This is a genomic window from Terriglobus albidus (genome assembly GCF_025685425.1).
Lineage (GTDB): Bacteria > Acidobacteriota > Terriglobia > Terriglobales > Acidobacteriaceae > Terriglobus > Terriglobus albidus.
In genome coordinates this window covers 1-15,121 of sequence record NZ_JAGTAS010000038.1, presented here as the reverse complement: position 1 = coordinate 15,121, position 15,121 = coordinate 1, and the positions used below count along the sequence as shown (strand labels likewise).

Annotated in this window: 7 protein-coding genes; 2 read left to right on the top strand and 5 right to left on the bottom strand. The window is 51.9% G+C overall.

What is annotated here, in order from left to right; all coding sequences use genetic code 11:
* Positions 1–584, top strand: a 584-nt coding sequence (locus OHL21_RS07570; protein ID WP_263416647.1) for a hypothetical protein, incomplete at its 5' end; no start/stop codon positions are given.
* 538 nt (positions 585–1,122) lie between these two features.
* On the opposite strand, the gene OHL21_RS07565 is transcribed toward OHL21_RS07570, so the two are convergent.
* The gene (locus OHL21_RS07565) at positions 1,123–1,425 is read right to left on the bottom strand and encodes a hypothetical protein (RefSeq protein ID WP_263416646.1); all 303 of its coding nucleotides are present in this window, start codon (positions 1,423–1,425) and stop codon (positions 1,123–1,125) included.
* 1,827 nt (positions 1,426–3,252) lie between these two features.
* Between OHL21_RS07565 and OHL21_RS07560 the strand changes: the two genes are divergently transcribed.
* The gene (locus tag OHL21_RS07560; RefSeq protein ID WP_263416645.1) at positions 3,253–3,477 is read left to right on the top strand and encodes a hypothetical protein; all 225 of its coding nucleotides are present in this window, start codon (positions 3,253–3,255) and stop codon (positions 3,475–3,477) included.
* Positions 3,478–4,142: 665 nt separating this feature from the next.
* Here OHL21_RS07560 and OHL21_RS07555 read toward each other — a convergent pair.
* From OHL21_RS07555 to OHL21_RS07540, 4 genes are all read right to left on the bottom strand, one after another.
* The gene (locus OHL21_RS07555) at positions 4,143–5,330 is read right to left on the bottom strand and encodes an acyltransferase family protein (RefSeq protein ID WP_263416644.1); all 1,188 of its coding nucleotides are present in this window, start codon (positions 5,328–5,330) and stop codon (positions 4,143–4,145) included.
* Positions 5,331–6,823: 1,493 nt separating this feature from the next.
* Positions 6,824–10,441: a putative Ig domain-containing protein gene (locus OHL21_RS07550; protein WP_263416643.1), complete on the bottom strand. Its 3,618-nt coding sequence runs from the start codon at positions 10,439–10,441 to the stop codon at positions 6,824–6,826.
* A 1,910-nt stretch (positions 10,442–12,351) separates the two neighbouring features.
* A complete protein-coding gene (locus OHL21_RS07545; RefSeq protein WP_263416642.1) occupies positions 12,352–12,615 on the bottom strand; it encodes a hypothetical protein in 264 nt (87 codons plus the stop codon).
* 479 nt (positions 12,616–13,094) lie between these two features.
* Positions 13,095–13,619 (bottom strand): hypothetical protein, encoded by a 525-nt coding sequence (locus OHL21_RS07540; RefSeq protein ID WP_263416641.1) that lies wholly within the window; start codon positions 13,617–13,619, stop codon positions 13,095–13,097.
* Positions 13,620–15,121: the final 1,502 nt, after the last annotated feature.

Below are 15,121 nucleotides of genomic sequence, written 5' to 3'. Positions count from 1 at the left end.
CGCTCAGCCTGGCCAACATCGTGGACACCTTCGGACAGCCCTTCCTCTATATGCCGATGGTCAGCAAGGGAACTGGTATCTCCAACGGAGTAGAGGCCGAATTCAACTCGAGCTTCAGCCGCAAGTTGTTCGTTCGCGCCAACGTGGGCCTGGGACGTTCGTTCGCGGCTGCTCTCGATGGCATCTCGCGCCGCACCAACTATGACATGCCTCTGCGGACGAACCTGATCACCGGTCTTCGGATTGGTAAGAAACAGATCTTCACAACTCGCTACTCCTCGCATACGGGAACGCCGTACACCCCGTACCTGGTGCAACAGTCGCAGCTCCAGCAGCGGCCGATCTATGACATCACCAGCGTCAACACTGCACGTGGCACGGACTATCAACGCGTCGACGTTCACTATGAAGTGAATCTCCAGAAGGAAGGCCGCGGTATGAAACTGTACGGCGGACTCGATAACGCTCTCAACAACCGGAATTACTACCAGTACGTCATGATTCCGAACTGCCCGCGTTGCGGACCCTACGAACTGACCCAGATGAACCGCTATCCCGAGTTTGGGATCACCTGGGCCTTCTAGAACACCCGTTGCCCATGGCCCGCCTCCGAGATCATCCGGAGCAGGGCCACGGGCTTTAAGTTATTTGTGCGAAAGAGTGACGTGTCCTGAACCTGGGCTGAGATGGCCGACATCTATCGTTTGGGCAAGAAGAGTTGCACCGATATCAGGGTAAATTTCTGCTTGCCTTGCCCGTTCGGGCCGTATTTCTTTGAAGGAATGACAGATGCGAATCACCCTGAAGGGATTAGAAGAAACGCCTCCCTCTCAGTTGAGATTGGGAGGAGTTTCTTGTTGAGGACGGAAGTTTGAGATGTACTTTCTTTATTGTCCTAGATCGGGCCAAACTTTAGTGAAAAAGAACTTCGGAGAAGGTCCAACTAGCGGTTTGTAGGCCTACTCTATCGGATTGTCGAGCCGCTTCGATCATGTATCGGAATTGTATCCGGGAAGGCTAGCGCACCAGAGGGACCGCATGAGATGCAAATGAAGAAACGCGCCCAAGATGTGGTCCCGGGATGCGCCATTGCACTTTTGAGGGAGCGGGGGTAGGTTCTGGCTACCTGTCGATCTGATTCGAAGGAACGTTATTCCCTCTGTCGAAGAATTCGTTAAAAAGCAAAATGGAGCCACTCTCGTGGAGAGGCTCTGGAATATCCCAAGCCCTTGAATCTGTACGCGATACGGGAAATAATTCCACTGCCAGAACGGTTCCAAAAGGAGCGTCAGTTTGCTGGGGACAATTGAGGTAGAGTTTGGCGCTACGGCGCATCGAGGGGTTATGAATAAACGGATTTCTTTCGTTATAAAGATTGCCTTTTTTATCTGGCTCATTCTGGAAGGTCGAAGTCTGGATTTTCAAAGCATGTACTTCTTAGCCCTTGCCTGGGTACTCGCTGATGTCGTCGGAACTGGGATCAGCGCCTTTCGCACTAGAAATGACTAACATCCTTCCGCCCCAGGGATGAATGAATGAGAGCCTGCAAAAATCGAAATGGCCAATTGAGTTTTACGGACCGAAGTCGAATCATACAGCGAGATGGAAGTAGAGATCTATGTGCTTAAGATAGTTTCCGTCCGGACAAGCTCACCCGTGCTGATTTTGATTGATGCCAAGAGGTCGACTAACCAAGCAAAGTCTGCGGTGCAATACTGCTCCCAGGGGCAGTATTGGCCGGATGGGGCTCGCCCTTCCACACGGAACTTTGTGTAGAACAGAGTAGTGGAGAGGTGTCGGCTAATCGTGTGCAACGTACCGTGAGAACCGCGATTGCCGAAGGAAGCCGTCCGCCAGAAGTGCTACACGAAGACCTTAACTTTCTGCGCTTCTTTCTTTCGCGCAGCGGTCGCGATGGCTATGGAGCAATCCGGTATTTCGATGGAGCTAACTGCGATTCGGAAAGTCAATAGTTCGAAAGGAATGGGCGGATACCGTTATCCGGCGGCAGCTACACAATACAGAACGGAAGCAGGTACAGATGGAGCACTATATCGACCGCAAACGTCTGCAGATGTCTTCCATCGAAGGAGGGAGAGTTGACTCAAGCCATCTCTTTTATCTCTTCTGAACGCTTGCGTAGAAAGACTTCCTGGCGACACACGTCACAACGCCAAGGGTAGAAGCCTAACCACTTCAGTACGAAGTGCGACAATATCGGAAGCCGGCCTTCTCGATGCAAGGTTCCAATACAACTCCCTTGACGGCAATTCATTGATGTCCTCTCCCCTCTGCAAGCAACTCAATTTGTGATATTCCCTGTTGGTTCAAGACGGCTTTTTGCACAACTACCGCAATGTAATCGCGATTGTGACGGAGGAGGTAGCCACAATCATCCTCCATCCGGTTGCTCCTTGCAAGTTAAGTTTGTTTTTAGCAGTCAGGACTGCATATGAAGGGTTAAGAGCCGCGAAACGAACCCTTTCAAGTCGCGGGCCGGAGCCGATCGGGCTGAGGTTCTTTCCGTCCCGCTAGAGCCCTATGGATTTTGTCGGCCGCGTAACAGACGATATCGCCGGAACGAATGACTTCGCCGCTTTGGGGTGAAACGATAAAGCTTTGCCGGTGAGGAAGCGAGGAGCAAGGACGCAAACCGTCAATAACATCGCGAAGGCATGTGTACAGGGGAAAGGGGATAGCTCCGGGGCCCCGAATGAAGACCGCTTGGCAGAATGCTGGGAGCAGGAATGGGCCATGACACGCGCGCACAACGGCAATTTCTCAACTGTCCGTGTCCCGTTTGAGGGTGTTGGACCTGGAAGAGGCCGAAAGCTCTCGTGGTAGATGCTCCATCTTTATATCGGAAGTCAATAATCGCAATGCCCACATTGTCCATGCCCCTGCAGGTCATTCTCCGAGAGTAGCTAGTCCGGATTATGTCTTCGGGAGTGGCGCCAAGCCGTCCGTCTGTGGCATGACCGTCAGAACTCTCGCCCCATTCGCTGGTTCCATTTTGGGAACCACGGAAGCAAATATTTTGTCGAAGCCCTAAAGCGCAGAAGAACACAGTTGATCATGAAACCACAACACTCGATATCATCTTTGGTTCCATCTGGTTGCTGTGATTTCTTCCGAATTGACAATGTCGCACGAAAAGCGAATGATCATTAAATTTTAGTGGGCAACGCTACGTAAATGTGGCAAGTCCAAAGTGGAGAGTCGAGAAAGTGGAGACGAAAGGGAGGTCCGAACATGATCATTCTTGCCCTGATTTATTTCACCCTCAACGCGATGATTGCTTTAGTGACACATATCGACCGGTTGTACTCATCTCCGAAGCTTCCGCGTGCACGCGTAGAGATCGGCTTGATTGTCATGTTTTTGGCGCTAGGACTGCCGTTGACGATTGCGGCATTTCTTCTTGGACTGCTGTCTGCCATGCGGTCGCATGTCTCAACCGCCGCACTTCCGCACTAGCATTCTCCTCATCGCATAGGTGCGGATTCGCTTAAAAGCGGCACGTGCTCCCTTCTCCTAGATCTTCCTTGTACGGACCGATGATCCAAGTGCAACTCATCGGGGACCCCAGGCGCATCCTGCGCATCGCACCAGGGGATACGCTCCCACCTTATCGGTTCAGGCGATAAAATCGACTCGTACAAAAGGAAGTCCTGCACCTCTCAGAGCTTGTTGGTGAGAGGTGCGTTTTTATTTAAGCTAAAGTTTCAACTGAATTACGGGCGACAGAGACATCTCCCACTCCCGTTCAGAGGAAATGCCTCCGATATTGAGCATTAACAAGAGGCGTTTCTTTTTTAATTCGGCAGGCGGGGCGCCCATTCCCCCCGAGCGCCAGCAGCAAGCTGCATCCTGACATCGGGGCCGAATATCAAGGCCTCTTCGCCTGCTTCCTGCCAGTATCAGTAATAAAACGGAAAAAAGCTGTTGTATCCATACTGTCCTATATTGAAGAGATCACCACACGGAAGAGAAAAGAAGCGAAAGAGGATGAATGGCTTTCGGGCTCTCACCTCTCTCCTTGGTGCATTTGCGGAGATACCAAGTCGTTTATAAGACTGCACTGTGGCATGAAAATGAGAACGAGCGTCCGGGATGCACCGTGGTGTGTTTGAGGGAGTGTATTAAATTGTATCCATTTTATCGGATTGATACGGCGGCGGGACGCTTTTGGTCGAATACGAGCGGGAGGCTACGCCACGCATTCCACTCAGCCTTTTTTCCAAAAATCTGCCTAACATTATGGTGGGGAGTTCCACAACATGATGAAAGATTTCGGCAGTCCCATAGGATCCAAGTAGTATCACCGGAACCAGTACGAGCATGGAAATTTTTCCCCAGAAGAGATGCACCAGTGCCAGCAGCACAATCATGTGGACCAAGTACAAACTGTACGAGATTTCCCCAAGACGCAGTATCACTCCGAGATGCAAAATGCGGCGGATGCGACGGCTCTGGGAGGCCTCTAACAAAAAGCATAAAGAGGCAAGGGCGACGATCAGCGAAGTCGCAGGGGGAAACCAAAAGTTCCGAAAGCTAAACCATGTATAGACGTATAGTGACAAGGACAGCGCAAACCCCCTCACCCCCTTGGGAAGGGTGCGCCACCGCGACGCGATTTTCTCAAAGTTAGCCGCGAGAACTGCTCCCAGCAAAAAGATGCAGCCTATCTGTAACGTCTGAGGTAGCATGCCGTGTTTAGAGATTTTTGTCAGATACCAGAACCCCAGATTGCCGAAGACTGCTATCGTCATTCCCACACTGAAGCGTACACGAAGGGCCAGAACAGCGATCAGTGGCATAAAGAGCGACACTCTCATCTCCAGCACGAGAGTCCAGAATGGATTAACGTAAACGTGCGTATCGAAGTTACCAACGCCTGAGAGATGCTTGAGCACCAGTCCCCAGTCCACGTTACGGTTCCAGTTGCCGTCCAGCCAACTATTGCCCGTATACACTGGCTCGCGCACGAGGCTGAGTACCGATAGTGCAATAAAGAGAGTAGCTACATAGGGCAGGTAAATACGGCATATACGTTTGATCAGATATGTTGCGTATCCCGGATGCTTAGGCCGCTTATAAGGCAACGTGAGTACAAAACCACTGAGAACAAAGAACAACGTGACTGCCGAAGTTCCGCTTACGAGGATGCCGGTGGGCAGTGTACGAATCCACCACTGAGCATTAGAGCCTTCCCATATGGCAAGTATGTGGTGTAAAACTACGCTCCCAGCGGCCAAGCCACGTAATGAATCAAATTCCGGAAAACGATGCGACTGAATCTCTTTTGGGATGTGAATAGTCTGATCCATCGGACGGTCAGTATATCGTAAGCGTTTGGTGGTTCCATCCATTTTCTATTGTGGCTTGGCTGAAGATGCTGAGGAGGAAGCGGAGGATAGCCGGACATGAGAAGCGGTGGGTCGTGATGTTGACGTTGGAGCTTGGGATGAGCGTAGCCCGTGTTGCTCAGGCCGAAGGGCGCAAGCTCCAATCAGATAATGCGGGCGGCATGCAACGAACAAGTCGCAAGCCCTACGATCTTGTGGACGGCAAACTCAAGCTGCATCCGGCATCCGGTCCAAATCGCTTCTTGGGTTACTTTAACATGGAATATAGATGCCCGATTTGATGATCGCATTCCACTATGCCGCTGTGAATGCCTGCGCTACAACTGCGAGTCAGGTTCAGACATTAACATCGATTCCCGCTCTCCGATGACCCTGCCGAGGTCGTCTGATGAGCCTCGATCGCAAAATCGTTTTTCTTGGACCTTCACGCGGAGGGATAATCGTCACCTCATCAGAACGATCAACGAGACCGCGAATAAGACTTTGCAGAAGAGCTACGACGGCGAATTCCGGATCTATGGGGGCTTTGGCTGGGGAGACCACACAGACTTGAGTGCTCTGATCTCGCCAGCTGTAGATCGGTCGCCCCGACCTTCTATCCCTACGTGCCTCAAAACCGCTTCCTACGGGTGGCGAAGTAGGGAACTGGAAGAGAACCATTCGTCGTCTGAATGCTCGAAGAGGACCGTGCAGCAACAAACCCCGCCGCCCGGAGACCTGGGTAGAACTGGCACGGTACGTGCAATACGCTCGGCATGAGTCACTATTCGGGCGTCTGGGGTCGTTGGCTCCGCACGTTGGCATGCGGCGCTGGATTGCTTTATATACTTTTGCATATTCACGTGATTACGCCGCTCCGACGCCGCGTTCAGCGTCCTGCGGCATCCGCGCCTGATCGATGAGTGTCGTGGCGAATGTCAACTATGTGCAAGCCGTTGCAGTCGGCGCCGTCATCAAGAAAGCCGAAGTCGCTTTCGAAAGAGTTGGCAGCAATATTGATTGCCCCTGCCCCTGAATCCCCACGTGGTCAATAAGCCCAGTCTCTTAGTGGGCGGCTCCGAGGCTGTCGTTACGCAGTTCGTCGGAGCGCGGCTGCGCTTTCCACGGCTGATCCTTTCAGATTATTTAGAGTCCCTGAAACGCGCCCCGTAAATATAATCTCATCGGTCTATAAGATAATCCAGATAACCCGTTGCAGCGCGCTCTGTCGAACCGAAAAAGGTAGCCTTTAGAAGCCGAGGTCTTTGTAGGAAATCGAGTAGTCTCCAAGCTATCGCTTCCACGATCATTGCCATTCAAGTGCCGATAATCACCGACACCTTCGATGCCGTTCGTTCCAGCGAAAGAGAAGTAGGTACCCAAACCGCTATGATAGTCCGCACGGTCATCTCATAGAAAAGTGGAGTTAGTGATCACATGGAGTTTTATCATCGCACCTCGTTTACCGGCTAAGCCTAGAATGTATCTTGGAGTACCTGGTATCCCTTCATGAAGACGACGGAAGAACCCGCCAGTGCACCGTTATTCCACGCCGGAACATTGAGGCCCTTCTGTATGTACGTTGGAAGTCCCCAAGACCAAATACTGTCTCCAGAGGACAGCTGGAAAATCGTGTTCAACGAAGTTGAATAAATGCGGTTGCTATCGAGAGATGCGAAGTAAGGGATTCGAATTGATGGTTTTAAGGGGCTTGTACTGTTGAGAGCACCTGTCGAAGAATATATCGAGTAAGCGCTGCCATCGATTGCCTGGACAAAGACCAGCAAGTTGTTGTTGTCAATCCAGCCAACTAGGTCGCCAGGAATTGTCGTGACATATGATCCATTTTTGAAGATCGAGACGGACCTATCGTTTGAAGTGGGGCTATGAACATCCTGGACAGCAACAAGCGTCAGGTCCGGAGAGATACGTTGCATATCGTGTATATTGTCACTCTGATCTGTAATCGTCCACTGCGAGGGTCCTCCGCTGGAAGGGGCGACTGTGAACTCTATCTTCGTCCATCGACCATAGATGTAGTTGGTAATTCCTCCGATGCTACTTCCATCCGCTGAAAGAAGTGGGTGGAAGTAGTACGGCAGCGACCCAACTAGGGTGTTCGTTGTCAATGAGAAGACCTTTGTCTCTCCTCCAAGGTCAATGGCCAAGCTAGCAGCCAGTGTTGTACCATCGGACGACATCGCGAGTTCTGATGCGGGATTATTGATACTGCCTAGAAGGGTTCTCGTGGCAGAGTCGAAAACTTGTATAACGCCATCGCTAGAGGCCACAGCTACTTTGCTCGGGGACGCGGCGATGGCCACGAGCTGTGCTTTCGAAAAATAACGCGGCGACGACGTCGAGAGAGAAGGGCCATCTGCGAGCCGCCCGGATGAAACAGCAACCCATTGTGTTGGGTTTGCAGCTGATATCGCACTTATCGTGGGAGCGGTATAGTCCGTACGTGTCAACGATGGACTGGATAGATCCACGAATGAGACCTTGCCTGTGGAAGTGATCGAAAGAACGGTCGGCGAAAGAATCGACAACTGGGCGTTGGTGTCGAAAGAATATTGAGCTAACGGTGTGCTACTTGAGAGCGAATAGATGTAAAGGATTCCCGAGTAGTCAAGGGTCCAGATCAACTCTCCTGTTCCATCTACGCTGCGGCCGCTGTGTATCGAGAGAAGTTGGTGGTTTCCCGCCAGATCATTGACCCAGAGCCCACTTCCTATCGAATTCAACGTGAAAAAGTGGCTGCCATCAACAAAGTAACCTGCAAAGGAGCCATTTAATGGGGCTCCAACGGTAAGTTCACCTGTGCTTGGATCCAGCGAGGACACCAGGTCGGAGTCATAAACGAGACACGCAGTGTTAGCAGGCCGTGGAGCCGACGCTCCTGGTACAAACGTGATCCAGGTGCCGTCGCGCCTGAATAACTCAACCCCTGTCGTCTGACCTGAGCCGACAATATAACTACCGTCCTCAGCTAATAAGCTAGTGTCCTCGGCTAATGAGCTAGTTTGCGTGGTCGGGAGAGGTGAATCGATATACAACCAACGAATGATACTAACCAAACTTCCGTCTGTCGCCGAGCGAATCTCGACACCATTTGGGACCCCGATCATGATTGTGTCATTCTTCATCTCCAGCGGCCAATCCAGGGTATTCAGATCTTGGGGTGTGTTTGTGGTAGGGGGAAGGCGATTTCCCGCTGCGATTTTTGCTCCGGTTGTTGCATCAAGGAGCAACCAGTGCTCATTCGCATCCAGTGTCAGAATCCGACTGTCTGTCATTCGGTTGACAACGGCGCCAGATCCCTCAGCATCTATATACCGTTCCAGGGCTTTGTAAACGGCGAGGCTGACCATGCCGCTTGCAGAGCCAGCAACGTCGGTGACGGTAACAGTATAGGTCGTTGGGAACGATATCGCTGTTGGTGTGCCGTAGATGGCTCCAGTCGAGGCGTCAAAGGAAAGTCCAGCTGGTAAAGAAGGAGAGATTGTATAGGTGGGGAATAGAGCGGCTCCGGAAGGAAGAAGTGTCGGAGCTGGATCGCCAACGCTTAGATTGATCGTTACCATTGAATCCGGTTGGCTGGTGGTGCTGCTGACATATGTTGTAGACGGATAAACCGGCCTTTGTGGCCCGGAGATCTCTTCCGAAATATAGATCTGGACTTTGGTCGATATCGAACCCGCGATGTTGGTTGCGGTGACAGTAAAGAAAACGGGAGCGGCGCTGACTGTTGATGGCGTACCGGAGATTGAGCCGGTAGCTGCGTCTAGACTAAGACCTGCTGGCAGCGCCGGCGCGATCGTAAAGACAACTGGTGTACCAGTAAATGTCGGAATATCTGGCGTAATCGCATAGCCCTTAAGCGCTCGCAGGGCGGTCTGGGCATACTTGAGCGCCGTTGGAGCTACTGGGACGCCCACAACTATCACAACTGTTGCCGTAGTCGAACCACTGCTGTTCGACGCCGTTATGACGTAAGGCGCTGACGGAGTGACAGCCGTGGGCGTTCCAGAAATAACGCCCGTTGCGGTATCCAGTCTGATTCCTTGCGGTAGAGCTGGAGCAACCGTGTAGGCCTGAACGGTACCGCTGATACTGGGTACGTCCGGAGTGATTGCCGTTCCGGACGTGGCGGAGATTGATACTTGTGGATAGCTGAATGCGGAAGGAGGAGAAAGAGGGGAAACCACGATCGTCAGCGCAACTGACGTTGTTCCGCCGAAATTAGTCGCCGTGATTGTATAGACCGCCGATGCTGCTGCTTTCGTTGGAGTACCAGAGATAGTCCCAGTGGAGACCTCGAGACTGACTCCGGCTGGCAAAGCTGGAGAAACCGAATACGATGTGACTGTTCCAGTCACTGTTGGTGTCTGTGGAGCGATGGGCACTCCAACTGTGGCGGAGATAGTCGCAAGAGGATAACGGAGACCTGAGGGGGCAGGGGGCGTGACCACAATCGTTAGGGAAGTTGTTGTGGATCCTGCGCTGTTGGTTGCAGAAATCGTATAGGCGGTGGATGCGGATGCCGTGGTCGGTGTTCCTGAGATGACGCCGGTCGTCGTATTGAGGCTGATTCCGGCTGGCAAAGCTGGAGAAACCGAATAGGATGTGACTGTTCCAGTCACTGTTGGTGTCTGCGGAGCGATGGGCACTCCAACTGTGGCCGAGATACTCGCGAGAGGATAGCGAAGATCTGAGGGGGCTGACGTTGCAGGAACGACCACAATCGTGAGGGATGTTGTTGCCGATCCTATACTGTTGATTGCGGAAATCGTATAGGTGACGGATGTCGAGGACACAGTCGGTGTTCCTGAAATCACACCTGTCGTTGCATTCAAACTGATTCCGGCTGGAAGCGCTGGAGAAACCGAATAGGATATGACTGTTCCGGTCACAATGGGGCTATTGTCCGGGATTGCCTTCCCTACAGTGGCGGAAATGGAGGTCTGCGTATAGCTGAATCCGGACGGTGCGGCGACCGATGGCGAGAAACCAGCAGAACAACCGAGCAGAATAACAAATAGGGCTGGAACGCAACCGATATAGGTTCGCCATTTGAGAAATGCACTCAGCATAGTTTTATGTTCCTCAAAAACGGTATGGACCCAAGCCAAACAGGCTCAATGTTCAGATATGTTGTCGAATGATGGCCGGCAACGCTCAATATTAAAGGCTCATGAACGCAGGTGCCTTACTGATTTTGGGGCACATAAGGTGAATAGAATTCAGTTCGGCTGCTCGAAATATAGCAGAGCTTTCTTCTATGTTTGCCTTAAATAGAGATTGGGACCTCGTATCAGGACGATTGATCCAGAGGAATGTTTAGTAGCGGGTTGGGCCTAAGGACGTCTCTCTTTTGCCTTTCTCTTTTGTTTGCCAGTACTTACTGCAGACCTTGCGCGTTGACTTCAACGCGACCTCGACGACATGAACTGCCACCACCGCTTCGAGTCGTAGCCTATCCTAAGCGCGTTTCTCTATTCATAATTGTTCCGGTCCAGCAGCCTCTAGAGGTACGACCTAGATTTGACTTCTATCTCAATCAGGGCCGCTGCTGTCTGTCCAACCCGTACTCCGGCAAAGTACACTGATCGACTCGCCACGCCGGGTTCGGATCACAAACTCTATCCGCTACTCTCGCACATCCCTCGCCTTCCAGGACAAGACCCCCTCCAAGCTCCAAGGTGTAAAGAATCTCCTGATTCTGTGAGCTTCTATCTGTGAGGGATGGGGAGACCTTCACGAAATCCCTTGGGCAGGGGCGGTACTTAGCTTCAAAGCAGCAGGGGCAACGGTTTAAGGTGCGTCCTGAAGGCGATTCTCGGAAGCAACTTCCAGTGAAGAGCGAGCCCTACAATTCAACAGCCTTCTCCGCGTTACCTTATGCTTTAGATCTATTTCTGGTAGCGCCGTTTTGGGCCCCGATCTCGCAAGTAGGAGACTTTATTGCAGAGAGTGCACTTCCACGGGAAAAAGCCTAGTCGGAATAGAACCTGGGCCTTCCACGACGAATCGCGCCTCAGCCGACATTGCCGGGCGTAACAACTACACGCTTTCAAAAACATACAACCACAATACAATTTCCATGCGTCTCGGCAAGCGGCCTCTTCAAATTAATGACAAGTCCTTGAAAATGTCTTCGCTGATACTGGAGCCGGCTTTGCCGACAGTTGTGTTATGGCTAAAATTCTCCATTTGTTTGCCTATCAATGTGATTCCTGCCATCTCCGTTACGCAGCCCGTCGGAATACTTCTGCACATCTCACAACCGACCCCTTTCATTTGCGGCGTTTATCGCTTTCTACTCAGGGAGGCGAGATCCCGGCCGATAAGAAATTTGTAGGCTGACGAACACGGAACGAAGGTTTGCATGTCAATGTTTCTAAATCGCTGCACATGTCGGGTAGGAGTATATCGGTTAGCGCGAGGTAACTCGTTTAAATCAAAGCTGCTGTTCAAGCTTGGGTTTTACCCCTGGGGCTGTCGTCGATGCGGCGAGGTTTCCTATCGTCGCAATAGAGGGAAACGTCGTTCCGATGTTATCCCTAAAAGCGTAGCGTAGAGACGCTATTAGCCAGCAATATGCCGGAAGATGGAGTACATTGGCCAAATATTTTCTAGGTTTATGGGTGTTGCAGGGCGCTTTTAGCCTTAGACAACGTTGATATTGCGCCAGTCGCGAAGGTGTTGATGAATACCGCCGGTGTCGCAATGAACGGCCTAGGGGAGGCGGTTCATCGCGATACTAGCGGCTTTGCAGATCGACCCTCTCTGACGGTTCGGAGCCGCCATCTAATTGGAAGATTCGAAAGAGTTAACAAGTGCATGAGATGAACCACCCTCTGGACGGGTGGTTCTTAACGTATACCCTACCAGACCGCCAGCTTTTCCCAAGCATTACAGCTTTCGCCGCGCGTGACGACGCAAAACCGAGCACTGCACGGCAACGATCGAGGTATTACGCCGGGGTTGTGGCTTTTGCACCTCAGCTTTGGGGTAGAGCCATATCAAATCGATGAGCGAAATCGCCTTCGACTTCGAGACCAAGTTGAGCCCACATGTCTCGTTTCAACTGATGTTGAAAATCATTCCATTGTTCTTCGGTCAGTTCGGGAAGAATGTCCGGGAGTTCGCCTAGGCTCTTGACGCGTTTCAAATGAACGCATCCTTTGTGGCGGCAAATCGCCCAATAGGCAAATCCCATTGAAGGTATGGCGGCTTGGACTGTCACAACAACCGAAGTTGGCATAGTCCTTCTAGCCTATCAGACACAAGCTACCTAGACCTGCTTGTGATTTGATCACGCTTGGCCGGAAAGATTAGGCTCTCTCATGTGGGAGGATTGATCCGATCAACGTACTCCGCCCATATGACAATAATGCGAATGGGCCGAGCGAGGAGTTGCAGACGTACTTTCAGGCGACGATCTACGACCCGATGGCGCTTGGGCGATCTTCAGTTTGAACGAGAACGCCGGGCTGACGGGAACAGGAGCAAGGCCATGGACGCCGCATCAAAGGACCCGAACCGATCGTCTGGCTGCGTGATTCGGGTGATGGCGGTATCTGCTTTCACGTGGAGCTGACAGGAGCGCTCGGGCGGTTGCTAGTCGCCCATAATTTCCGTATCCCGCGACGCCTAGAGGCCAGCAATATCATGCTGATGGGAGACACCGGTTCCGCTAAAAATCGACCCATCAGGCAGTTGCTAGCTTGTATCGAGCTGATTTCAGAACTCAATGCCGCGTTGGAAGAGAATCGATTCTGCAGTAGAGAGATACTCGTTCCAGAATGCCGCGCAGCGCTCGGCAGATTTCTCTGCATAATCCCGCAGCTGCAGCGCATTATGTACATTTGCCTCCCAGAGCATCTCCTTCCATTTCGCTAAGCCAGGAGGAGCAGCCGGATAGTCCAAAGTGACGAGTGAACCGAGGGCATCAGTACGCATGCGAGATTCCTTCTCATTGAAGAGCTCTGCATCACGTAGTTTAGCCGGAGTTGTTCTGAGCCTGAATCGTGAGCATCCAGATTTCATATAGTCGTCCATGATCTCTATGAGGGAGGAATCCGAGAGCTCGAGTGTGTTTTCCAGCTTGTGAAGAACCGTTTCGAAATTGAGGGTCGCTTCTCCAAATGGAGCATCCAGTGGCTCATCTAGCCGCCATACAGTGCAACGTATGGTGCTAATATCGTTGGGGCCTTCAGGGACATGGACAATCCGCAACTCGTAGTTGTATGGGAGATGGATATCCACAAGACAACCTCAGCTTAGGTTTCGGGGAGATGCCGTTAGAGTATCAGCCTCCTGCCGTTCAGGGTAGAGGCTAAACCGCTCTCCTGCAGCAGTCATTAGTAACCGCTTCTTAGATGACTCACCGGGCTTGATAGGTCCTCCGCGCGGCTTCGTCCTGCACCTGCAACAGTGCAAAAAAGGCTCTGCTGCCAGGATTTCATCCGGGTACTGCCTGCGAGAGGCAGGAAACATGCATCTCCCGAGATATGAGCTCCTATCCGAGTACCTTGCATTATTCGTTGCATAGGTTGGCTTCGGTTTGTGGTTTGCTCTTCCTATTCGTCTGCCTCAATTCCATTGCCCCGGTAATGAGTCATGTCTAAGGTTTAATGGCGACATCTGCTGTTTTCCCATTGCGCGCGGCTCAGCGCAGATTCATTCCACCTTGCTGGAGATTTTCAGTACAAGTTCGTCCACCAGAGACAAAACTAGACACAAGGCCTTCGCCTAATCGGGTGAATCATATGCCTGGCATGCGAAGCGGCAATTACGATTGGCATATGTCATCATCCCATTGGAGGGCAGTTATGAATTCAAGCATGCACGAACAGTTCATCGCGTTCTGCACCGTCCCTCTCGATCAACTTTCGGACGAAGAATGGGCACTCCTGCAGGTGCACATGGCCTACTGTCCCACTTGCCGTCAGGGCTTTGAGGAATCGCAGCGTCTGGCTGAAGCTCAAGCTGTTCGCCAAGTAAACGAGGAGGGGGAGAGGAAACTATCGCAGAACAGTGCAAACCATACGCCACACGAGTCCCAACATCATCCACACACTTTTGATGACGTTGAAGGTTCATCACGCAACGGACCGATAAGGTAGCGAGTTATTGCGCTCCTTCAGAAAGGAGTGGCCCGTCCCGAGGCCGATTTTCATTCCAATAACGGCCGTGGGATCAGCCCGACGTGGCGAGGTTCCGGCGCGTGGTGGGATACCTCAATTCGATCTCCGCACGCGGAGATCGAAATACGTGCTGAGGTCGATCTTCTACGTACTGTCTAAGGAGGATCGTCTACAAAGATTTGAACTTCTTCGTGGTCGCCCATCTCTTCCGCCGAGCATCAGCGATGCGCTGTCGGGCTTCAGGACTGAGGACTCGCTTCTTCTTTGACTGACCATTTGTCGAGATGGCTTTGGATGGCCTAGCGGATCCACCCTTGACTGATAACGAAGAGGCTTGGTGCGGGTATAAGCTCCTTGTCGCTATTAAAAATGGAATTGATGACGCAAGTGCAGTTGTAATGCCAGAGGTGGTGTCGTATAGCGTCTTCCAGCGGTAGCGTGGAGCTGAAGACATGAAGTTCCACCTCTACCGCGGTGAATACTTCCTACTAGCACTAGTGTCCTGTCCCTAAAATAATTGTCATATTTATTGAGGGTACGAGCATCGGATAGAGTGGGAGGAAGTCCGATGGGTGCAGGTCGTCCTTTAGCTCCGTTGTCTGTCAGTGCGGAAGATCGCAG

Excerpts from the sequence above, each read along its gene's own strand:
- OHL21_RS07560 (WP_263416645.1), top strand. The coding sequence starts at position 3,253 with ATGATCATTCTTGCCCTGATTTATTTCACCCTCAACGCGATGATTGCT.
- OHL21_RS07555 (WP_263416644.1), bottom strand. The coding sequence starts at position 5,330 with ATGGATCAGACTATTCACATCCCAAAAGAGATTCAGTCGCATCGTTTT.
- OHL21_RS07550 (WP_263416643.1), bottom strand. The coding sequence starts at position 10,441 with ATGCTGAGTGCATTTCTCAAATGGCGAACCTATATCGGTTGCGTTCCA.
- OHL21_RS07545 (WP_263416642.1), bottom strand. The coding sequence starts at position 12,615 with ATGCCAACTTCGGTTGTTGTGACAGTCCAAGCCGCCATACCTTCAATG.